The organism is Candidatus Flexifilum breve (genome assembly GCF_016713355.1).
This window is the reverse complement of the sequence record NZ_JADJPI010000037.1, coordinates 772,913-794,165: the sequence shown is the minus strand read 5'-3', so window position 1 is coordinate 794,165 and position 21,253 is coordinate 772,913. Positions and strand designations below refer to the sequence as shown.

17 protein-coding genes are annotated in these 21,253 nt (G+C 60.3%); 16 read left to right on the top strand and 1 reads right to left on the bottom strand.

The genetic code is table 11. The features are described from left to right. Window positions 1–428: 428 nt before the first annotated feature. The 14 genes from IPK17_RS34400 to IPK17_RS34335 all read left to right on the top strand — a co-directional run bounded on the left by IPK17_RS34400 (window position 429) and on the right by IPK17_RS34335 (window position 16,655). The gene (locus IPK17_RS34400) at window positions 429–1,124 is read left to right on the top strand and encodes a GntR family transcriptional regulator (protein ID WP_343422243.1); all 696 of its coding nucleotides are present in this window, start codon (window positions 429–431) and stop codon (window positions 1,122–1,124) included. Window positions 1,125–1,232: 108 nt separating this feature from the next. Beyond that, window positions 1,233–2,270: a sugar ABC transporter substrate-binding protein gene (locus tag IPK17_RS34395; RefSeq protein WP_343422242.1), complete on the top strand. Its 1,038-nt coding sequence runs from the start codon at window positions 1,233–1,235 to the stop codon at window positions 2,268–2,270. A gap of 87 nt (window positions 2,271–2,357) precedes the next feature. Then, the gene (locus IPK17_RS34390) at window positions 2,358–3,533 is read left to right on the top strand and encodes an ABC transporter permease (RefSeq protein ID WP_343422241.1); all 1,176 of its coding nucleotides are present in this window, start codon (window positions 2,358–2,360) and stop codon (window positions 3,531–3,533) included. Then, window positions 3,530–5,095, top strand: coding sequence for a sugar ABC transporter ATP-binding protein (locus IPK17_RS34385; protein ID WP_343422240.1), 1,566 nt, complete (start codon window positions 3,530–3,532; stop codon window positions 5,093–5,095). Before IPK17_RS34390 ends, IPK17_RS34385 begins: the two co-directional genes overlap by 4 nt. Next, complete coding sequence (locus tag IPK17_RS34380; protein WP_343422239.1) at window positions 5,095–6,132, top strand: ABC transporter permease; 1,038 nt, start codon at window positions 5,095–5,097, stop codon at window positions 6,130–6,132. The genes IPK17_RS34385 and IPK17_RS34380 overlap by 1 nt, the downstream gene beginning before the upstream one ends. A 2-nt stretch (window positions 6,133–6,134) precedes the next feature. Beyond that, the gene (locus tag IPK17_RS34375; protein ID WP_343422238.1) at window positions 6,135–8,060 is read left to right on the top strand and encodes a D-apionate lactonase family protein; all 1,926 of its coding nucleotides are present in this window, start codon (window positions 6,135–6,137) and stop codon (window positions 8,058–8,060) included. Next, entirely contained in the window at window positions 8,057–9,310 is a 1,254-nt protein-coding gene (locus IPK17_RS34370) for a ribulose-bisphosphate carboxylase large subunit family protein (RefSeq protein WP_343422237.1), read from the top strand. The genes IPK17_RS34375 and IPK17_RS34370 overlap by 4 nt, the downstream gene beginning before the upstream one ends. Further along, window positions 9,307–10,689 (top strand): four-carbon acid sugar kinase family protein, encoded by a 1,383-nt coding sequence (locus IPK17_RS34365; RefSeq protein ID WP_343422236.1) that lies wholly within the window; start codon window positions 9,307–9,309, stop codon window positions 10,687–10,689. Before IPK17_RS34370 ends, IPK17_RS34365 begins: the two co-directional genes overlap by 4 nt. A 10-nt stretch (window positions 10,690–10,699) precedes the next feature. After that, window positions 10,700–11,551 (top strand): phosphogluconate dehydrogenase C-terminal domain-containing protein, encoded by an 852-nt coding sequence (locus IPK17_RS34360; RefSeq protein ID WP_343422235.1) that lies wholly within the window; start codon window positions 10,700–10,702, stop codon window positions 11,549–11,551. Between the two features lie 9 nt (window positions 11,552–11,560). Beyond that, window positions 11,561–12,637 (top strand): DUF6786 family protein, encoded by a 1,077-nt coding sequence (locus IPK17_RS34355; RefSeq protein WP_343422234.1) that lies wholly within the window; start codon window positions 11,561–11,563, stop codon window positions 12,635–12,637. Further along, on the top strand, window positions 12,634–13,446 hold the full coding sequence (locus IPK17_RS34350; protein ID WP_343422233.1) for a sugar phosphate isomerase/epimerase family protein: 813 nt from the start codon (window positions 12,634–12,636) through the stop codon (window positions 13,444–13,446). The genes IPK17_RS34355 and IPK17_RS34350 overlap by 4 nt, the downstream gene beginning before the upstream one ends. Before the next feature lie 6 nt (window positions 13,447–13,452). After that, the gene (locus IPK17_RS34345) at window positions 13,453–14,478 is read left to right on the top strand and encodes a Gfo/Idh/MocA family protein (RefSeq protein WP_343422232.1); all 1,026 of its coding nucleotides are present in this window, start codon (window positions 13,453–13,455) and stop codon (window positions 14,476–14,478) included. Window positions 14,479–15,109: 631 nt separating this feature from the next. Beyond that, the gene (locus IPK17_RS34340) at window positions 15,110–15,541 is read left to right on the top strand and encodes a MerR family transcriptional regulator (protein WP_343422231.1); all 432 of its coding nucleotides are present in this window, start codon (window positions 15,110–15,112) and stop codon (window positions 15,539–15,541) included. 166 nt (window positions 15,542–15,707) lie between these two features. Beyond that, complete coding sequence (locus IPK17_RS34335; protein WP_343422230.1) at window positions 15,708–16,655, top strand: oxidoreductase; 948 nt, start codon at window positions 15,708–15,710, stop codon at window positions 16,653–16,655. Window positions 16,656–16,827: 172 nt separating this feature from the next. On the opposite strand, the gene IPK17_RS34330 is transcribed toward IPK17_RS34335, so the two are convergent. Then, a complete protein-coding gene (locus tag IPK17_RS34330; protein WP_343422229.1) occupies window positions 16,828–17,184 on the bottom strand; it encodes a cyclic nucleotide-binding domain-containing protein in 357 nt (118 codons plus the stop codon). A 389-nt stretch (window positions 17,185–17,573) separates the two neighbouring features. Here IPK17_RS34330 and IPK17_RS34325 point away from each other — a divergent pair, with 389 nt between their 5' ends. Both IPK17_RS34325 and IPK17_RS34320 read left to right on the top strand, forming a co-directional pair. Further along, the gene (locus IPK17_RS34325; RefSeq protein ID WP_343422228.1) at window positions 17,574–18,971 is read left to right on the top strand and encodes a CehA/McbA family metallohydrolase; all 1,398 of its coding nucleotides are present in this window, start codon (window positions 17,574–17,576) and stop codon (window positions 18,969–18,971) included. 6 nt (window positions 18,972–18,977) lie between these two features. After that, a complete protein-coding gene (locus tag IPK17_RS34320; RefSeq protein ID WP_343422227.1) occupies window positions 18,978–21,008 on the top strand; it encodes a DUF5054 domain-containing protein in 2,031 nt (676 codons plus the stop codon). Window positions 21,009–21,253 lie beyond the last annotated feature (245 nt).

The following is a 21,253-nucleotide window of genomic DNA, read 5'->3' as shown; positions in this document are numbered from 1 at the left end:
TTCTCTTATGTTTAGCTCATCTGGCGCTGGTCTGGGGCGGAAAATTCAGCCCAGCAAAGACGGTTAGCTGCGTAGTGTTCTCAGCCGAGGTAAGCCGATGAAGCGCAGCCTGTCCCGGAATAGTTACCAGCTCAGAAAAGCTTTACCGGTTCCGGTTTGGATTTACCGCAACTTCAGGGCGTCGCAAGCACGCTTAGCGACCCCGAAACGCTTGTCACAGCAATAAGCTTGACTAGGTGCTCTGGCTCGCGTACAGTCTGCTCATCGTCGAACAGCCCACATCCACCAGCTACAGCAGAATGGTCGATTGTGAAATAATATACAAAGTTGACAGTATGATTGTAGATTGTATACAATCTGCTGTATATAGATTTGGGCGATAAAATGCTGTGCATCGTCCTCTTTTTTCTGAGCAAAAGATTGCAGCTATGACGGTTTTCTCCCAAATCCGTGCGGTCAGCCTGCGAGAACAAGTGGCAGAACAAATTCGCACTGCCATCATCGAAGGTCGACTCCGCGCCAATGACCACATCATCGAAGCGTCACTGACCGAACAGCTCGGAGTGAGCCGTACCCCGGTTCGCGAAGCGCTTATTCTTCTGGAACGTGAAGCGCTCGTCGTTTCACTGCCTAACCGTGGTTGTTTCGTCCGTGCCTTTACCGTCGACGACGTGCGCGCGCTGTTTTCTATGCGCGTCACGCTCGAAAACTTTGCCGGCGAGCTGATCATCGACCGCTTGAACAGTGCCGACTACGAGCGGCTGCACATGCTCATGGAACAGCAGCAGTTCTACATTCAGCAGGCCGACTTCAAGCAGGTGCGCAGCACCGATATGGCCTTTCACCAGTACCTGATTAATCGCAGTGAACACCCCCTGCTCATGCGCAACTGGCAGGAAATCGTCGCGCAGGTCGCCGCGGTGCTGTATGTCCGCGCCGAGGGGCACCCCAATTACGACGAAATGCAGGCTATCAACGACCACCGCCGCATTCTCGAAGCGTACCAAGCGCACGATCTGGAACGGCTCAAGGCCGAAAATCGGCGCATCAACCTGCGCGTGCAGGAAGAATGCGCCCGCGCGATTGAAAACATCCCGGCAGCGGAGGGCAAAATCAAGCGTTAGCGATCCTTCCGCAAAAAATACCTGTGGCTTCAACGTCCCTCACGGGAGCAGGCTCGCGTGGGGGATGTTTGGAAGTAACGAATCTTTTTTGGTTTAAGGAGTCTTTCCATGCTCAAGAAGCTTTTGAAGGGTAGTTTGGTTCTCGTCGTAGTCGCCATGATCGGCGCGCTGGCTGTGACCGGCGTCGTCGCGCAGGACACTACCACCATTTGCTTTGGGTTTCAGGACCTCGAAACTGAATTCTGGGTTGCGGGTCACCGCGCCATCACCGATACACTCCGCAATGAAGGCGTGGAAGTCCTCGAATACAACGCCAACGAAGACCCCAACCGCCAGCTTGAACAAATCCGTGACTGCATCTCGCAGGGCGTCGATGGCATCATCATCATCCCGCAGGATGGCGACAGTGCTGTGACCATCGTCAATGAAGCGCAGGCCGCCGACATTCCGATTGCGGTCTTCAACCGCCCGCCGAACGATCAGTCGCGTGGGATCGTCGTGGTCGCCGACAATGTCAGCGCCACCGAACAGGCTGTCGAGTTCATCGCCCAGAAGGCGCTGCGTCAGTTCGAAGTGACCGGTGAACCGATCACCCCGCTGATCCTCGTGGGCGCGCTGCAGGACACGAACGCCATTGGTCGTCGTGACGGTTTCTTCAATGTGATCACCCGCTACAACGAACGCTACCCCGGCATGTTCAACACCCCCATCGAAGTTGCGACGGAATGGGATGCCGCCACGGCGCTGGCGAACCTGGAAGCCGCGATCACCGCGAACCCCGGCGTCGACTTCATCTTCACGTCGTCGGACTTCCTCTTCCCGACGATCCGCTCCGTTCTGGAGCCGCGCGGCATGTGGCAGCCGGCTGGTACGACCGGTCACGTTCTGCTCGCCGGCCTCGACGGTGATGCGACGGCGTGCAGCCTGATCGACTCCGGCTACGTCGACGCGACGGGTGTGCAAGACCTGTTCCTCGAAGCGGAGCTCACCCTCGACGCGATCCGTGGCGCCATTGCGGACGGCGACTCCCAGCCGAACGCCGTGCTGCTCGACCCCGGTTTCGCTCTGACGGCGGGTAACATCCGTTGGCAGCGCAGCGACATGTGGGGCTGCGTGCTCTATGACGAAGGTTTCCTGAACCAGTAATTCGACTGTTGCACGGGGCAGACTGACACTGGGTCTGCCCCGCCCACTGTCGGCTTACGCAAACACAAGCGCAGAAGGACTGAGCAAGTGGCTACACTCCGTGAACCGAGCACACCGGGGCTCACGCGCCCCCAAGCACAATCAGCGCGCGCCAATACCTCCCTCAACGTATTGATCCGCCGCTTCTTGCTTTCGAACTATTTTGTCCTCTACTTAACGGTCATCTTCTTTGTGGTTGCTGCAATTTTCTTTCCATCGCTCCGCACGCCGGGGAACATTTCGAACCAGCTTCAGAATATGTTTCCGCTGCTGGCCGTCGCCATCGGTCAGACCTTCGTGCTGATCCTCGGCGGCATTGATCTCTCGGTCGGCGCGACGATGGGTTTGACCAGCGTGATCGGCGCGGTGCTCATGGCGCAGACGCTCGATCCGGCATTCTTCGACAAAAGTCCGCTGTGGGGCACGCTCATGCGCCCCGAAGGCGGCATCTTGGCGGGCAGTGATCTCGCGGTCCCGCTCGGCGTGCTCGCCATGCTGATCATCGGGACGGCGATTGGCTGGCTCAACGGTTTTGCCATCACCCGGTTTAATCTCGCGCCCTTCATGGTCACGCTCGTAACCTCCACGTTTTTCAGCGCGTTCGCCCTCTGGCTGACCCAGTCGCGCAACATCTCAGGTCTGCCGGACGCCTTCGTCAATCTCGGCAAAGGCGACCTCATCTCCATTTACTTCGGCGCGAAGCTCACTTCGGATATTGCACGGCGAGACATCTTGCCGTTTATCACCTACCCATTCGTGATCGCGGTCGGTCTGGCGATCTTTGCGCAGTTCATCCTCTCGCGCACGGTCTTCGGGCGGCGCATGTTCTCGATTGGCACGAATCGCCGCGCATCGGAAATCTCCGGCGTGCCCAATCGCGGCGTCATCACCCGCGTGTACATGTTCAGCGGATTCTGCGCGGCCGTCGCGTCGATTTTGTACTCCGGTCGGTTGGCGATTGGTCAGCCCTCGCTCGGCGGTGGCAACCTCCTGCTCGACATCATTGGCGCGGCCGTCATCGGCGGCACGAGTCTGTTCGGCGGCAAGGGGTCGGTGCGCGGCACGTTCTTCGGCGTCGCATTCTTCGTGCTGCTGCTCAACATCCTGAATGCCATGCAGCTTTCCCCCTTCGTCATCGATGCCGTGAAAGGCTTGTTCATCCTGATCGCCGCGCTGCTCGACATTACACGCACACGGCTTCTCAACCGGGAGGCGCGCGCATGACCCCCCTGCTCGAAATTCACGACCTCTCCAAAGCCTTCTTCGGCATTGCCGCCGTGAAGAACGTCACGCTCAGCCTGAATGCGGGCGAAACGCTCGGCCTCATCGGACAGAACGGCGCGGGCAAATCCACGCTCATGAATCTCATCGGCGGTGTGGTGCATCCGGACAGCGGCACGATGCAGTTCAAAGGTACGCCCTACGCGCCCCATCGTCCCAGTGACGCGCAGGCCGCGGGCATCGCTTTCATTCATCAGGAACTAAATCTTTTCACCAACCTGTCCATCGCGGAGAACATCTTCATCAGCCAGTTCCCGCGGACGGGTTTCCTCCGCTCGATTGATCGCGGTGCGATCCGCCGGAAGACGACTGAACTGCTGACGGCGGTTGGTTTGGATCTCGACCCCGATATTCAGGTTGATCGGATTTCCCCCGGGGAGCGCCAGCTGGTCGAAATCGCCAAGGCGCTGTATCAGGATGCGGAGCTAATCATCCTCGATGAGCCCACCACCTCGCTCACGGCCCGTGAAACCGAGCGTCTGTTCAGCATCATGGACCAACTGCGTGCAAGTGGCAAAGCGCTGATCTACATCTCGCACATTCTGCACGACGTGCGCCGCCTGTCTGATCACATCGCCGTCATGCGCGATGGCGCGCTCGTCGCCCACGACCCCGCGGAGAGCTTCACGGTCAACCGCATGATCGCGCTCATGGTGGGGCGCAGCATCGAACAACTCTACCCGCCGCGCACCAGCACCCCAACTGCCGACGTCGCGCTGAGCGTCAAAAACGTCACGACGGCGGGCATCGTCGAAAGCATCTCCTTCGACCTGCACAAAGGCGAAGTTCTCGGTTTATTTGGATTGATGGGTTCCGGACGCACTGAACTCGCCCGCATGATCTTCGGCGTCGACGCCTACGACTCCGGCGAAATTCGCGTCGAAGGCGAACTGCTCAAAAAGCCATCGCCGCGGGCCAGCATCCGCAGCAAAATCGCCTTCGTGACTGAGAATCGCCGCGAAGAAGGTCTGCTGATGGGGATCGACATCGCCAACAATATCAGCCTCGTCTCGCTGCAAGACTACGCGCGCACCCTGCTTGATGTCGTCAATCAGGGTGCCATGCTCGACTCCGCGCGGCACATGGCGAGCGTGTTACAGCTCAAGAGCGGTGATATCGCCGACCAGCCCGCGAAAGCGCTCAGCGGCGGCAACCAGCAGAAGGTAGTCATCGCTAAATGGCTGCTCTCGCGGCCTTCGATCTTCATCATGGATGAGCCGACACGCGGCATTGATGTCGGCGCAAAATTCGAAATCTACAGCATCATCGACCGGCTCGCCGCCGAAGGCAGCAGCGTGCTCATCATTTCCTCCGAACTGGAAGAACTGATCGGCATGTGTGACCGTATTCTGGTCATGAGCCGCGGCGAACTCTACGGTGAATTCACCCGCGACCAGTTCCAGGAGGAACGCGTACTGCGCGCCGCTTTCCGTGAACAGGACTTGCCCATGCTGCATGTTCACGACCCCGCGCAGTCATCCGTCGCCGGAAACGAGGAAGCCTGATGGAACAGCGGCGCTTTAATCTCATTCAGTTTTTGCTCAACAATTCGACCGTGTTTCTCTTCATCATCATCTTCATCCTGTTCGGGCTGTCGTCGCCGCGCACCGAGGCCGGTTTCCCGCGCTTCTGGCTGCCGGAAAACATGCTCAACATCATCAAGCAGGCGGCGGTTTTCGCCGGGATCATCGGCGTCGGCATGACGTTCGTGCTCCTCACGGCGGGCATTGACCTCTCGGTCGGGTCGAACATGTACCTGTCGGTGGTCGTGGCTGGTCTGCTGATGCGCTCGATTGGGCTGGAGATCATCCCCGCGCTGCTGGTGTCACTGGCGGTCGGCACGCTGTTCGGCGCGCTGAATGCCTTCGCCATCGTCCGTCTCAAGATCATCCCGTTCATGACCACACTGGCGACGCTCGTGATCGGGCGCGGCCTCGGCACGGCGTTCACCTCCTCTCAGCAAATCGACTTCCCAGAACGCATGAATGCCTTCGGGCAGACGATGGTGCTCGGCGTCATCCCCATGCCGATTGTCGTGTTCGTACTGGTCGTGATCGCCGCGTGGTTCATCCTCGCCCGCACGCAGTTCGGGCGGCAGGTCTACGCGGTCGGCAATGACATCGAAGCGGCGAAGAAAGCAGGCATCAACACCGACCGCACGTTGGCGATGGTCTACATCATCTCCGGTTTCTGCGCCGGACTGGCCGGGTTCATCCTCGCTTCACAGTTGGGCGGGCGCGTAGATCGCAGCTTTGGCGAAACGCGCGAATTCGACGCGATTGCCGCGGCGGTGCTCGGCGGGACGAGTTTGTTTGGCGGCGCGGGCAACGTGTTTGGGACGGTGCTCGGCGCGGTGCTGATCCAGATGGTCGGCACCGGTTTGCAGTTCAACCTCGTCAACCTGTACCTCCAGCCGATGGTGCGCGCCTTCATCATCTTCCTCGCGATCTTCTTCGACAGTCTACGCGAAGCGAATCTGAAGAAGATGAAGCGGCGCTTCATCCGTCCGCTGGAAGCCCGGCGCGCCGACGCAGGAGACTGACCATGCGCCCGCGTATCTATGATGGCAGCGGCCAACCCGCGCCGGAATGCGTCACGCTGACCGCTGGTGCGCTGAGGGTCGAACATGAAGCGGGCACGCTGCGTTACCTCCGCTTGGGTAATCATGAAATCGTGCGCGGCATCTATGCCGCCGTGCGCGATCACAACTGGGGGACGATCCCGGCGGTGCTGCGCGATCTGAGGATTGATCAGCGGGCCGACTCGTTCACTATCACGTTTACCAGCGAGCACCAGCAGGGCGATCTTCACTTCGTCTGGCGCGGCACGATTGAAGGCACCGCCGAGAGCACGGTCACGTTCCGCTTTGACGGCGAAGCCTTGACCAGCTTCCGGCGCAACCGGATCGGCTTCTGTGTGCTGCACCCGATGACGCTGGCCGGACAAGCGGTCGAGATCGAGCATGTGGACGGCACGACCGAACAGGGCGCGTTTCCCCAAGCCATCAGTCCGCATCAGCCCTACTTTGACCTGCGCGCGCTGACGCATGAAGTTATCCCGGGCGTGCGGGCGGAAGTCCGCATGGAGGGCGACACATTCGAGATGGAAGATCAGCGCAACTGGACGGACGCGTCGTTCAAGACCTACTGCACGCCGCTCGGCCTCCCCTTCCCCGCGCTGATCGAAGCAGGCACGCAGATCAGCCAGACGATCACCGTGCGGCTGATCGGGGATGTGGCGAACGTCGAAATCCGCGCCTCCGCGCCCACTCTGCACCTTGATCCGAGCGTTTCCAACCGGCTGTCCGATATCGGGTTATGCGCTGCGGCGGATCGTCTGGAACACGACGCACTTGAGTTCCAGCGCCTGAGCAACTTGATTGGGCATGTACGCGTCGATCTCGTCGTCGATGATGGGCTGGAACAGCGCCTCGGTCACGTTCTGAATGATGCTTGGGCCAGCCGTTGGTGGCTCGAACTCGCTGTCCATTTGACTGAGAACGTAGAAGGCGAATTGTCTCAACTGCGCGGTTTGCTGGAAAAATACCGCATTCGCGCTCGTCTGCTGCTGCTCGACGCGGGACGCTTGGTCACTTCTCCAGCCACTCTCACGGCGGCGCAGCGGATTTTTGCCGATTATCCGCACACTTTGGACATTGGAGTCAGCACGAACGGTTATTTCACGCAGTTGAACCGCAACCGTCCTGATCCTGACCTGAAACCCGCGTTCGTCGCCTATTCGGTCAATCCGCAAGTCCACGCCTTCGACAACGCCTCGTTGATCGAAACGCTGCCCGTGCTCGGCGAAACCGTCAAATCCGCACGGCAGATCGTTCCGGAGGCAAAGATCGCGGTCACACCGATCACGCTCAAGATCGGCTTTAACCCCGACGCCACCGCGCCCGACGCGCCCACGCCCCCCGGTCAGCTGCCTCGGCGGGTCGATCCGCGGCAGATGTCGCTGTTTGGCGCGGGTTGGACGCTGGGTGCCATCGCCTCGCTGGCGCTGGCGGGCGCGGACAGCCTGACGTTCTACGAGACGACAGGCTGGCTCGGCGTGATGGAACGCGCCACAGGATCACCGCTACCCGACCTGTTCCCATCGATCCCCGGCGGCGTATTCCCGATGTATCACGTCTTCGCGGACGTAATCGAATTCGTCGGCAGCAAGGTGTTGGGCTTTACCTCGTCACATCCGCTCCAGTTCAGCGGCTTGGCACTGGCGAGCGCCGCCGGACAGCGGCTGCTCGTCGCTAACCATACCGAACAAATGCAAACCTTGACGATTACCGGGATCAGCGGGGCGTGGCAACTCAAAGCGCTGGATGAACACAGCGCCGACTTCGCCATGCGCGACCCCGAAGGCTACCGCGCGGCTCCCGGCAACACAGTGACGGCAGGCTCGAACGGGCTGACGCTCGACCTGCTGCCGTATGCGGTCGTGCGGCTCGACCAGAAGGGCACAGCATGACCCGCATTCTTGCCCATTATCTGATCGAAACGGCGGGCGATCCGCGGCAGGCCGCCGAACTGATGGCGGGCGAGCAATCCGCCGGGACGTTCGTCAAAGTCCCCGGCGAGACGCCCGAACTGCTGGAAGCCCACGGCGCGCGGATTGAAGCGCTGACCCTGTTGGACGCGGTCGACGCGCCCGCGCTGCCGGGAGCGAAACCACCTAAGTCGCCAGATAGTCAGTATCAGCGGGGGCAGGTGACGCTGTCGTTCCCGTTCGCCAACATCGGCGCATCGCTGACGACGCTCTGGTCAACGGTGGCGGGCAATCTCTTCGAACTGAATCCGTTCAGCGGGCTGAAACTGCTCGACGTGGAGATTCCCCCAGAAATCGCGGATGCCTATCCGCTCCCTGCCTTCGGCGTTGAGGGGACGCGTCGGCTCATTGGTGTGACCGAGCGCCCGCTGTTCGGGACGATTATCAAGCCCAGCGTCGGCCTGACGCCCGAGCAAACCGCCGACCTGGTACAAACCCTGTGCGATGCGGGGCTGGATTTCGTCAAAGACGATGAATTGCAGACCAATGCGCCGCATTCGCCGCTGGCCGCGCGCGTCGCGGCGGTCATGCGCGTGGTCAATGCCCACGCCGACCGGACGGGCAAACAAGTGATGGTGGCCTTCAATGTCACCGGCGATCTGGATGAGATGAGGCGCGGTCATGACATAGTTCTCGCACACGGCGGAACCTGCATCATGGTCAATATGCTGGCCGTCGGCCTCGTCGGTGTGACCGAACTGCGCCGCCACAGCCAACTCCCAATTCACGGTCATCGAGCGGGATGGGGCATGTTCGCCCGGCATCCGCTGCTGGGCATCGAATACCCCGCCTATCAGAAGTTCATGCGCGTCGCGGGCGTGGATCATCTACACGTCAACGGTCTGCAGAACAAATTCTGCGAGACGGACGCCAGCGTCATCGCCTCTGCCCGGGAATGCCTAACACCCATGCCGGGCGTCGGCGCGGTCGTGCTGCCCGTGTTCTCGTCCGGGCAAAGCGCGCGCCAAATCCCCGATACCTATCGCACGATGCATAGTACCGATTGGCTCTATCTGGCGGGCGGCGGCATCATGGCGCATCCGCAAGGACCGGCGGCGGGCGTGCGCGCACTGCAGCAGTCATGGGAGGCAGCGCGCGAGGGAATCGCGCTGGCGGATTACGCCCGCACGCACACTGAACTCGCGGGCGCGCTCGAAAGGTTCGGCGCATGATTGCCGCTGCACGCCTCGCGCTGACCTTCTATGGTGACGATTTCACGGGTTCCACGGATGTCATGGAAGTGCTGGAATGGGCAGGCGTTCCGACCCTCTTATTCCTTGAACCGCCGACGCCCGAACTGCTCGCGGAACGCTTCCCGCACATTCGCGCGGTTGGCGTGGCGGGGGTCAGCCGCAGCCTGAGTCCCCAGCAGATGGAGACGACTCTGCCGCCGATCTTCGCAGCGCTCACCGCGTTAGGCGCGCAGGTCTTTCACTACAAAATCTGTTCGACGTTTGACTCGTCGCCGACCATCGGCAGCATTGGCCGCGCCACCGATATCGGGGTGCGCCTCTGTGGCGAGCAAACGGTCCCACTGCTGGTCGGCGCGCCGTTTTTGCGCCGCTATGTGGCGTTCAGTAATCTGTTCGCCCGCATCGACGACACCACCTATCGACTGGATCGGCACCCGGTGATGAGCAAGCACCCGATGACGCCCATGCATGAAGCCGATCTCCGCCTGCACCTCGGTGAGCAGACGCAGCGGCGCATCGCAGCTATGAATGTGCTGCACCTGAGCCAACCCGCGGACACAGTCAGCGCGTATTGGCAAGCGCTGGAGGCGGACGGCGCGGAAATCGTGGTCTTCGACACCATCGACGACGGGCATTTGCTCACGATTGGCGCTTTGCTACAGGATCTGATGGATGCCCACGACAGCGACCAACCGCTGTTCGTCGTCGGCTCGTCCGGGGTGCAGCGCGCGCTCACCCTGCATTGGCAGCATATCGGGCGCGTCGCGCAGCCACCGCCCCCACCGCCGCTCGGCGCAGTCAATCAGTTGATCATCGTCTCGGGCAGCGCCGCTCCGCCGACTGCTGCGCAGATCGACTGGGCGGAAAACAACGGTTTTGTACTTCTGCGTTTGGACTCGGCACGGTTGGTTGATCCTGAATGCGCGGACACCGAGCGGACAGCAGTCGTGCGCGTGGCTCTCGAGCACCTTGGCAGCGGCAGGAGCGTACTGCTCTTCAGCGCGCGCGGTCCCGACGATCCGCATATCGCCAGCACCAAAGCCCATCTCGCCGAGCTCGCGCTTGATCCGAACACGGTGGGATCACGCCTCGGCACGCAGCAGGGTTTAATCCTGCGCGAGCTGCTCGAAAAGACCGAACTGCGGCGGGCGGTGGTCACGGGCGGTGACACCTGCGGCTATGCCGCGCGGCAGCTTGGCATCTATGCGCTCGGCGCGCTGACGCCGGTTGCACCGGGCGCGCCCATTTGTCGCGCGTATTCGGCTGATCCCCGGTTTGATGGGCTGGAAATCTCACTCAAGGCGGGACAGGTCGGCAAAGTGGATTATTTTGGCAGTATTCTGCGAGGTTCGCAGTAGGAGTAATCTCATGGCACTGAAAGTAGCACTGATGGGCGCGGGCGGCAAAATGGGTCAGCGCCTGACCGACAATTTGATGCATCACCCCGATAAATATGAGATGGCGTATGTGGAGGTGAGCGAAGCGGGCGTCGCCAATCTGGCTAAACGCGGCTTGCAGCCCACCCCACAGGCCGAGGCGCTCAAAGACGCCGACGCGGTCATTCTCGCCCTGCCCGACAAGCTGATCGGCAAAATCACGCGGGAGATCATCGAAGACCTGAAGCCGGGGTCAATGGTCGTCAGCCTCGATCCCGCCGCCGCTTACGCGGAAGTGATTCCGCTCCGCGAAGACCTGACTTATTACGTCTCGCACCCGTGCCACCCGCCGATGTTCAACGACGAAGTGACCGAAGAAGCGCGCACCGACTGGTTCGGCGGCGTCAAAGCCAAGCACCACATCGTCTCGGCGCTGCACCGCGGCCCCGAAGAAGATTGGGCTAAAGGTGACGAATTGGCGCGCGATATGTACGCGCCCGTCATGAACAATTACCGCATCACCGTCGAACAGATGGCGATCCTCGAGCCCGCGCTCGTCGAAACCTTCGCGGCGACGTGCATCTCGGCCATCAAAGAGGCGTACGACGAAGCGGTCAAGATGGGCGTCCCGGCGGAAGCCGCCTGGGAATTCCTCTCCGGTCACGCGCGCATCGAATTCGCCATCATCTTCGGTTTCTCCGGCTTCCCGTTCAGCGACGGCGCGAAACTGGCCATCAAGAACGCCTACGAGAAGATCTTCAAGCCGGATTGGAAAGAGAACATCATGAACATGGATGCGCTCAAGCGCAGCGTCGCGGAAATCACGGACAGTCTGGATCGCTAAGGTCAGCCTGTGACCACGCTGGCGCACTACACAGCCTTACTCGAAACGGTGGGAGAAGCCTTTGCGGTTCTCCCACTGACCGGGGACGCCTCGCTGCTGATCACCCAACGCGGCGGGCGGGTGCTTGGTCTGTTCCCAACACCCGAGTCGCCCAATCTCTTCTGGACGAGCAGCGCCTTCGACTCGCCGGACGCATTTAACGCTTTCATCAACCGCACCGACGGTTGGCACTGGAATCTCGGTGGCGACCGCGTGTGGATCGCGCCGGAGATCACGTACAACGTGCGGGATCGCCGCGATTTCGGCGGGACGTGGGCCATTCCGCGTGCTATGGATCCCGGCAGCTATACTCTGACTGAAACCGACAGGGGCATAGGGCTCAGCGCCGGTTTGCGACTTCAGGGTTACCAGCATGGTAATCCCATCGACTCGGCCAATGTGCTCCTAATCCGCAGAATCGAGCGCACGCGCCCCCCCTTAGCTGAACTCGATCCGACGGTGCTGACGTTCGGCTACGATCAACTTGCCACGCTGGAGCGTCTCGATGATCAGCCGCAGCCCTTTAGTGAAGTGTGGAACCTCGTGCAGTTGAACGCGGGGGGCACGCTCATCATCCCGGTGATCGGCGAGGTGCGCGCATCGGATTATGTCAAACCGGTCCCCGCTTTTGCGCGGCAGATCGTGAACGGCGCGCTGCATCTGCCATTGAATGGACAGCAGCAGTTCAAGATCGGCTATAAGGCGCTGTGCATGACCGGACGGATGGGCTATCTGCACGATCTCCCTGATGGACGCGCCTATCTGCTGGTTCGGCACTTCTTCAATGATCCCTCAAACCTCTATGCCGAAGAACCGCCGGAAGAACCGGGCAACACCGGCCATTCCGTCCACGTCTACAACGACGGCGGCGCGGTCGACCAAGGCCGTCCCTTCTGCGAAATGGAGTGCAGCGGACACACGCTCGGTTTCAACGACACTTTTGTCAAACGAGCTGAAAAACGGCACACATTCAGTCTATGGGCGTATGTGGGCGCGCGGGAAGCTGTCCGGGAGATCGCGCGGCAGTTGTTAGGCAGTCTCCCATGACCAGACTCGGCTTAGGCAGTTACGGCGTCGCGTGGAACATCGGCGTGCCCGGTTACGAACAGCCATCCACCCCGATGGACGCTTTCGGGCTGCTGCGCGTGGCTGATGAGCTCGGCTTGCGGCTGGTGCAGTACGCCGATAATCTCCCGCTCGATGCGCTCTCGTCCGAAGAGCAAGCGCAGCTACGTGATGAGGCACAGGCGCGGAAAATCAGTATCGAAGTGGGCACGCGCGGCATCCAAACGGATCACCTGCACCGCTGGATCGAGCTTGCGGTCTATTTCGGTTCGCCGATCCTGCGTGTGGTCGTCGATACCAAGGCACATCACCCGGATCCCGATGAAGTTGTCGCGCTCGTGCGCGCCGTGCTGCCCGCCCTCCATCAAGCCGACGTTCGGCTGGCGATCGAAAATCACGACCGTTTCAAAGCGCGGACACTGGCGGGGATCATCGAAGCAGTGAACGATCCGCACGTCGGCATCTGCCTCGATACGGTCAACTCGTTCGGCGCGCTGGAAGGGCCGGACGTCGTCGTCGCCGCGCTCGGTCGCCACGTGGTGAATCTGCACGTCAAAGAATTCACGGTACGGCGCGTACCGCATAACATGGGCTTCGAAGTCACCGGCTGCCCGGCGGGACAGGGCATGCTCGACGTACCGTGGCTGCTGGCCGCACTGCGCGGAAAATCCTTCAACGCCATTATCGAGACGTGGCTCGCGCCAGACGCCTCCATGTCAGCCACTGCGGCCACCGAACTCGCTTGGGTACGTCAGAGCGTCGCCTACTTACGCACATTGATCACGGATTAAATGACGATGACAAAACTCCGCTTTGGCATGTTTGGCACGGGCTTCTGGTCGACGTTTCAGCTCAATGGCTGGAACGAGACGGGGGAAGTCGAATGTGTTGCGCTGTACAACCGCACAAAATCGAAAGCGCTGCGGCTCGCCGAGCAGTTCGGCATTGCCGCCGAGCATGTCTACGATGATCCGGCGGCGCTGCTCGCCAACGAGCAGCTCGACTTTGTCGATATTTGCACCGCTATCGAAACGCACTACCCGCTCACGCAGATGGCTGCCGACCGTGGACTCGCCGTCGTCTGTCAGAAGCCGATGGCGACTACGCTGGTCGAATGCACGGCGCTGGTCGAGGTGTGTAAAGTGGCCAACGTTCCGCTCTACATCAATGAGAACTGGCGCTGGCAGTACCCGATGCGCCAGTTGAAAGCGGCGCTGGATACCGGGCGTATTGGTCAGGTGTTTCGCGCCCGTATCGACTACCGCACCAATTTCCCGGTATTCGACAACCAGCCATTTCTAAAAGATGTCGAGCAGTTCATCCTGTCAGATATCGGCAGCCACATATTAGACACCGCGCGCTTCTTGTTCGGTGACGCGACGCATCTCACCTGCCAGACATACCGCGTTCACAGCGATATCAAGGGCGAAGATGTGGCGACGGTCATGCTCCACATGCAGAGCGGCGCGACCGTCGTATGTGAGATGAGCTATGCCAGCCGCCGCGAACATGATCGCTTTCCGGAGACTTATGTGCAAATCGAAGGTGATCGCGGCTTCTTGGAACTCGGCCCTGACTACTGGATTCGCGAAACGACCGACGCGGGCACATTGTCGACGCGCCACAAGCCGCCGCGCTACTCGTGGGCCGACCCGGCTTACGACATTGTGCATTCCAGCATCGTGCCCGCGCAGCGAAACATCGCGCGCGCGCTCAAGGGGTTGGAACATGGCGAAACCAATGGCGACGATAACCTCAAGACCATGCAGTTGGTCTACAAGGCCTACGAATCAGCGGGGGAGCATCGCGTGATCGCGCTCTAGGCGCTTTTCAGCTTCTGCTACAGCACGCTCTGGAAGGTGATGGCTCTGCATCGGGGCAACAGAAAGGCCTCAAGGATGCCTGCGGCTGATCGAGTGAGTGGCGGCGAGTCCTACTGCCCGTAGCAGCAAGGACCGCATCCGCACCTCATCGCCATCGTGGAATACATCACCGAGCAGATCGCGCCGGGCGACTAAATCGCTGATCGACCTTTGTAAAGGTCAATCAGCGATTTTCTTACTACCTAACGTCAGTTAGGGATAAGCTGCTTGTTGATCCATCTGCATCTGCGCCCCTATTGTGATCACCCGCCAAACCGCTCAGGACGAGGCATGCCTCGTCCCTACAACGCCTTATCTGTCTCCCCTCCCCAATTCGGGGAGGGCCGGTGGTCGGATACACAGGGCAGTCACGCAAAATCATCGCCACTCGGCTGTTTTATCCCTAACTGACGTTCCCTGGATGTGGTCGCGCCGCCTTCATGCTGGCCAATCGCGCGGTAGGATTTCGGCTCCGTTGGTCGGGCAAAGATTAGAATCAGCCTAGATTGTCGACAAGCGTTTGAGACCCCCTTGACCTAGAGCGCTCTAGGTATGCAATACTGCGTCTACATGGTGAAAATTGGAGACAGCAATGCATTACTTTACGCTGCAGGAAGTGGTTGAGCGCAGTGGACTGAGTGAACATACGCTTCGCTATTATGAGCGCATCGGCTTACTCGACGAAGTCCAGCGTGACGACAGCAGCGGACATCGGAGATATACCGAGGAAGATCTCCGCATCATCGAGGCCTTGGCGTGTTTACGAGCCACCGGGATGTCGATTGATGATATGCGGAGGTATCGTGAACTCCATAAGGACGGCCTTGACGGGGCACGAGAGCAGGTCGAGCTGTTCGAAGCGCATCGGCAAAAGCTGGAGCTCGAACTGGCGAAGAAACAGGAACATCTGCGTTATCTTGAGTACAAAGTCGCCTTCTGGAAAGCGGTACTGGCGGGTGATTCCGCAAAAGTGAGTGAAATCGGCATGGTCACCGCGGGAATGGTAAAACAGCTCGTGAAGTAGCCCGCGGGCACAACTCAGTCAGGGAGATCGCCGCATGACGACGGGTATCCCCTTCCCTCTCCGGTAAGTTCAGATATTTGCGGCTTTACTTGGGGTTGCAGCTTGCCTGCAGCCAGATTTTGCTTTGCAACTCGCGCTTGAGCGCACAACGATAAGGAGAACTATCATGGCGCAGTGGACTACACAGGACATCCCGAACCAACAGGGGCGACTGGTGGTTGTAACAGGCACCGGCGGCTTAGGCTATGAAGATGCGGTGGCGCTGACGCGCGCCGGAGCCGATGTGATCATCGCCGGGCGCAATCCAGCCAAAGGTGTCGAAGCTGTCGGTAAAATTCGCGCCGAAAATCCGCGTGCCAGCGTCCGCTTTGAGGTGCTGGACCTCGCGAATCTCGCGTCGGTGGCGGCGTTCGGTCAACGGATGCAGGTTGAACACCCGCGCTTAGACCTCCTGATCAACAATGCAGCCGTCATGGCACCGCCCCAGCGCCAAGTCACAGCCGACGGCTTTGAACTGCAGTTCGGTACGAACTATCTGGGGCACTTCGCCCTCACAGCCCACTTACTGCCGCTGCTGCGGCGCGGACATAATTCACGTGTGGTCAACGTCGCCAGTATCGCGGCGAACAACGGCGTGATCCGCTTTGATGATGTGCAGGCGGAACGCTCGTACCGCCCTATGGCCGTCTACGGGCAGTCGAAACTCGCTAACTTGCTGTTCTCCTTCGAACTTCAACGGCGCAGTGACGCGGCGGGCTGGACTCTTTTGAGCATCGCGGCTCATCCGGGTATCTCGCGCACAGAGTTGATTCCCAACGGGGCTGGGTCGAACAGCCGGAGCGGACTTCTGCGACGCTTTCTCGGTCCGCTTCTGTTTCAACCCGCCGCCCAGGGCGCTCTGCCGACGCTGTACGCGGCCACCGCTCCCGAGGCCAAGGGCGGCGGCTATTATGGGCCGAATGGTCTGGGCGAAACACGGGGATTTCCGAAAGCGGCGAACATTCCAGCGCCAGCTCTGGATGTCAATGTCGCTGCCCGCCTGTGGACGGTATCGGAAGAATTAACGGGAGTGACTTATCCGGAGGTCACGGTTAGAACGGAAATGCACAGCTAAGGGAGAATCTGCGCGAGAGCTTCGCCCACAGTCGGGGGTGAAGCTCATCGCGTCCCAGACAAGGTTCGATGTTTTCAGAAGTTCGCCCTTCAGACGACCCCGTCTTCGCAAATCGAATAACAGGTGAGCGGTCGAGCAGGAGCTTCCCTCCCCTTTGCGGTCAGTGTCGATGCTAAGCGAGATCCTCGGAACGCAGGCGTTCTGATAACACGCGCATGACAGTCAGCGCAAAATTAGGCGTCTGCTGCACCATGTAGTTGAAGCGGTCCTCATTCACCTTCGCGAGTTTGCAGGCAGTCTTCGCTACCGCATCGCCCAAACGTGGTTGGTGTTCGATCAACCCCATTTCGCCGAAAATCTCGCCCGGTCCGCACGCGCGCACCAGCCGACCTTGAACAAAAATGTTCACCTCACCTTCGATCACGGCAAACATGCTGTCAGCCGGGTCGTCCTGATGAAAGATATGCTCACCTTCGGCGTAACTAATCGGGTCTTTGATATGACGGAATATATTGGTGGTCGTAGGCATCGCCAACTCTGCTCTCTTAAACTGTATTCATTCTGGTGATCAGATAGGATGCCAAACGCATGTAAACATTCTGCGGAATCTTCTGTAAGGTTGTATTAAAGTTCTGTTTCAAACGAGCGCATAGAATCAGCCGAGCGCTTCAGCTCACCTTGGTCAACTGATCCCGTCAGACCTGTCACCATGTACTTGTCAATGCAATCCTGTTCAATTCTCAGTCCGCCCCGGTCGGCGGCGACCGGGAGTGATCGGCAGCACGCCCATTAAACTCCTCGCCTGTTCGGTTGATGGTTCAGTGCTGCGGTTCGCCGGTGGTACAATCAGCCTGTGTTACACGCGCTGCCCGCGTCGGCGCGCGTCTTCTTCTAAGCAGCAGATGGGAAGCGCCTCACATGCCTGATGCCCAGCATCTGATCATCAACGGTCGGCTAACCCCCGATCAAACGCTGACGTATGTGCATGTGCCGTTCACGGTGCCAGAGGACATTGAGCGCATTGACGTAGCCTACAGCTACGACGCGGCGATCAGTTCCGATCCGCTGGTCTCAGGCGGCAACACCATCGACATAGGCATCTTCGATCCGCGGGGCGTCGACTTTCTCAAGGCGGGGTATCGCGGGTGGAGCGGCAGCGCCCGCCGCAAATTCAGCGTGGGGCGCACAACTGCCACTCCCGGTTACATGCCGGGGACGATCTTTGCCGGAACGTGGAATATCTGCCTTGGGGCGTACAAAGTCGCCCCGCAGGGCTGCAATTATCAGCTCGACATCCGCCTGATCCCCGCGATTGAGGGCGCCGATCCCGGTCTGCCCGCACGGCTGCCGTTGGACGATAGCAAAACGCTCCCGATCAAGCCGGATGGCTGGTACTTTGGGGAGCTTCACTGCCACACGATCAACAGTGACGGGGATTCGACCTCGGCGGAGATCGTCGCACTAGCCGAAGCGCTCGGCCTCGATTTTCTCGCCATCATGGATCACAACAATCTGACGCATCAGGTCGACCTCAACGGCCTGCAGAGCCAAACGCGGCTGCTGCTCATTCCCGGCTACGAAGTGACGACTTACTACGGTCACTGGAACATCTGGGGCGATGGCGCGTGGGTCGATTTCCGCGTCCAGCAGCCCGCGGATCTCGACCGCGCCATCGCCTTTGCGCGTGAGCAGGGTTACCTTGTCTCGTGTAACCATCCGCGCCCATTTGGGCCAGATTGGGCGTTTCCCCAAGTCACCGGCTACGACTGTGTCGAAGTATGGAATGGTCCGTGGGAACTGCTCAACCCGCTCTGTCTCGCCTTTTGGGAGGCGCATTTGCAGCGGGGTGAGCGACTGGTTGCCGTGGGCGGCAGCGATCATCATTTCTCGCACCAAGCGCACGAACATCAACTGGGCACCCCAACCGTCGCGGTGTATATCGCCCCTGATCAGCGGCCAACCGCACGCCGCCTCCGCGACGCCCTCCGCGCGGGTCACTGTTTCATCACCGAGCGCCCGACCGGGCCGCGGCTCACCCTGCGCTCCGGCGCCGCGATCATGGGCGACAGTTTGCCACTCACGGAGCGGCTCGTGCTGGAAATCGACGTGCAGCATGGCGCGGGGACGACCTTGCAGATTCTCGGCACACATGGCGAAATTCGCACCCTTGCAATTGAACAGGACAGCGTACAATTAGCGCTGGATATTGCTCTCGCGGGCAGCAGTTACATACGCGCCCAGTTGAGCGATCCGGCGAGCGGTCACCTTCGCGCGCTCACCAATCCGCTGTATTTTGACAGACACGAACACAGGTAAATGTAGATGCAGACATCGGATCACGGCGCGTCAGTGGAGAAGATCCATCTCGTCTTCAAGACTCATCTCGACTTAGGCTTCACGAATCTGGCGCGGGTCGTCTTCCGCCACTACATGGACGACTTCATCCCGGCGGCGCTGCGTCTTGCCCAGCTCACGCGCGAACGCGGCACCTCGGATCGCTTCGTGTGGACGACCGGATCATGGCTGATCTATCACTATCTGGAACAGGCAGCCAGCGCCGACCGCCGCCTGATGGAAGATGCTATCGCGGCAGGCGATATCGCCTGGCACGCCCTGCCCTTCACCACGCATACCGAACTCCTGGATGCGGATCTCTTCCGCTTCGGGTTGAGCATCGCGCAGACGCTGGATCGACGTTTCGGGCGGACCACGATTGCCGCCAAAATGACCGATGTGCCGGGGCATACGCGCGGCATCGTCCCATTGATGGCGGAAGCGGGTATCAAGCTGATGCACATCGGCGTCAACGAAGCGTCGACCATGCCGCACGTTCCGCCCGTGTTCCGCTGGCGCGATGCAGCGTCCGGCCACGAACTAATCATGATCTACGAGCATCATTACGGCGGGCTGGTGCAGGTGCCCGGCCTGCGCGCTGCGCTGGTGCTGCAAATGACGGGCGACAACATCGGCCCGCCCAACCTCGCCGCGCTGGATGCTGTCTATCACGAACTACGGGCGCGCTTCCCCCAAGCCCAGATCACGCCGACCACGCTCGACACGTTTGCCAGCGCGCTTGAAAGCGTGCGCGATCAACTGCCCGTCATCACCGAGGAGATCGGCGATTCGTGGATTCACGGCGTCGGCACCGATCCGCAGAAGGTCAAGGCGTGGCGTGAACTCGTACGCCTGCGCCGTACCATTGTGCAAGCGGGCACAGCAGATCTCACGTCCGCGGCGTGGTTCGCCTTTCAGGATGCGCTGCTGTGCGCCGCCGAGCATACGTGGGGCATGGATACCAAGCTGCACCTGCCAAACTATACGGCCTACACTGCCGACGAACTCGCCGCCGTCCGCGCGACGCCCATGTTTCAGACGATGGCCTCGTCGTGGACAGAACAGCGCGCCTATCTCGATCAGGCAGTCAGCGCACTGGAAGGGACACGCTGGCACGAACGCGCCCGCGCGAGCTTGGCTCCCGACGCAGCTCCGGCGCTGCCAAAGTTGACGCCGCCTGCACCCCTCCACATCGAAACGCCGCATTTGCTGGTCGACTTTGACGCCCAATCAGGCGCGATCAGCGGCTTAGTCACACGGGCTGATGGTCGCATCTGGGCAGCGCCCGATCACCGGCTGGCGCTGTTCCGCTATCAAACGTTCGACGCTGCGGACTATGATCGTTTCTGGGACGAGTATATCCAGAGCAAAGACCGCGAAACCGTCACCGCGTGGGCGCGCTACGATTATGGCAAGCCCGGGATCGCGGGGAAGGCGCTCTCTATCGTACCGACGCCCGCCCAGGTGATCGGCCTGTCAAGCACGCGCACAGACGAGGGCACGACCGTCATCATGCAGCTCAAGCTGCCGGATGCCTGGTCAAGCTTGTACGGCGCGCCGCCCCTGATCCTCGTCAGTTACCACATTCACGAAAATCACCCACTGATAGATGTACGCCTAACGTGGGCGGACAAGCCCGCGTGCCGTCTACCGGAAGCGCTGTGGCTGTCGTTCCAACCGCTGGCGCCGGCTGCCCGGTGGCGCTTCGAGAAGCTCAATCAGTGGGTCGACCCGACGGGGGTCGTTTCTGGCGGCAGTCGGGGTCTACACGCCGTGTTTGACCGCGTCACCTGCGCGGCTGAAACAATGCAGCTCCAGATCACCACACGCGATGCGCCGCTGGTCGCGCCGGGTGCGCCCGCCTTGCTGCGCTTCCCGAATGTGCCGCCGGATATGTCTGGTGGAGTTCACATCAATCTCTTCAACAATGCGTGGGGGACAAACTTCCCGCAGTGGAACGAGGGAAACGCTGCGTTCGGTTTCCAACTGGAGTGGATGCCGCTTTCAGACATTCCGTAAGCCGCTAACCAGCCGGGAATCTGGATATAACAACAGAAGCTACGTAGCGATTGGCCTGCCTTGGCCTGTTTTGTCGGATTGCGGACACTGGCTTAGTGCTGGCTATCCCGTGGGCTACAATGGATGCAGCGCACTTCAATCGGAAGTAGAAGAACGTTTTTGATGTCCCACCGAAGTGCGCCATGGCGCACTTCAGCGAGATAAGCGAAGTTTCCTGTCTCTCCTAACCCTCATTAGCAATTATG

What these genes read in the sequence shown, in the direction of transcription:
- IPK17_RS34335 (WP_343422230.1), top strand. Translation starts at nt 15,708, where the DNA reads ATGGCGCAGTGGACTACACAGGACATCCCGAACCAACAGGGGCGACTG.
- IPK17_RS34380 (WP_343422239.1), top strand. Translation starts at nt 5,095, where the DNA reads ATGGAACAGCGGCGCTTTAATCTCATTCAGTTTTTGCTCAACAATTCG.
- IPK17_RS34320 (WP_343422227.1), top strand. Translation starts at nt 18,978, where the DNA reads ATGCAGACATCGGATCACGGCGCGTCAGTGGAGAAGATCCATCTCGTC.
- IPK17_RS34375 (WP_343422238.1), top strand. Translation starts at nt 6,135, where the DNA reads ATGCGCCCGCGTATCTATGATGGCAGCGGCCAACCCGCGCCGGAATGC.
- IPK17_RS34365 (WP_343422236.1), top strand. Translation starts at nt 9,307, where the DNA reads ATGATTGCCGCTGCACGCCTCGCGCTGACCTTCTATGGTGACGATTTC.
- IPK17_RS34370 (WP_343422237.1), top strand. Translation starts at nt 8,057, where the DNA reads ATGACCCGCATTCTTGCCCATTATCTGATCGAAACGGCGGGCGATCCG.
- IPK17_RS34345 (WP_343422232.1), top strand. Translation starts at nt 13,453, where the DNA reads ATGACAAAACTCCGCTTTGGCATGTTTGGCACGGGCTTCTGGTCGACG.
- IPK17_RS34350 (WP_343422233.1), top strand. Translation starts at nt 12,634, where the DNA reads ATGACCAGACTCGGCTTAGGCAGTTACGGCGTCGCGTGGAACATCGGC.
- IPK17_RS34360 (WP_343422235.1), top strand. Translation starts at nt 10,700, where the DNA reads ATGGCACTGAAAGTAGCACTGATGGGCGCGGGCGGCAAAATGGGTCAG.
- IPK17_RS34340 (WP_343422231.1), top strand. Translation starts at nt 15,110, where the DNA reads ATGCATTACTTTACGCTGCAGGAAGTGGTTGAGCGCAGTGGACTGAGT.
- IPK17_RS34400 (WP_343422243.1), top strand. Translation starts at nt 429, where the DNA reads ATGACGGTTTTCTCCCAAATCCGTGCGGTCAGCCTGCGAGAACAAGTG.
- IPK17_RS34325 (WP_343422228.1), top strand. Translation starts at nt 17,574, where the DNA reads ATGCCTGATGCCCAGCATCTGATCATCAACGGTCGGCTAACCCCCGAT.
- IPK17_RS34395 (WP_343422242.1), top strand. Translation starts at nt 1,233, where the DNA reads ATGCTCAAGAAGCTTTTGAAGGGTAGTTTGGTTCTCGTCGTAGTCGCC.
- IPK17_RS34385 (WP_343422240.1), top strand. Translation starts at nt 3,530, where the DNA reads ATGACCCCCCTGCTCGAAATTCACGACCTCTCCAAAGCCTTCTTCGGC.
- IPK17_RS34330 (WP_343422229.1), bottom strand. Translation starts at nt 17,184, where the DNA reads ATGCCTACGACCACCAATATATTCCGTCATATCAAAGACCCGATTAGT.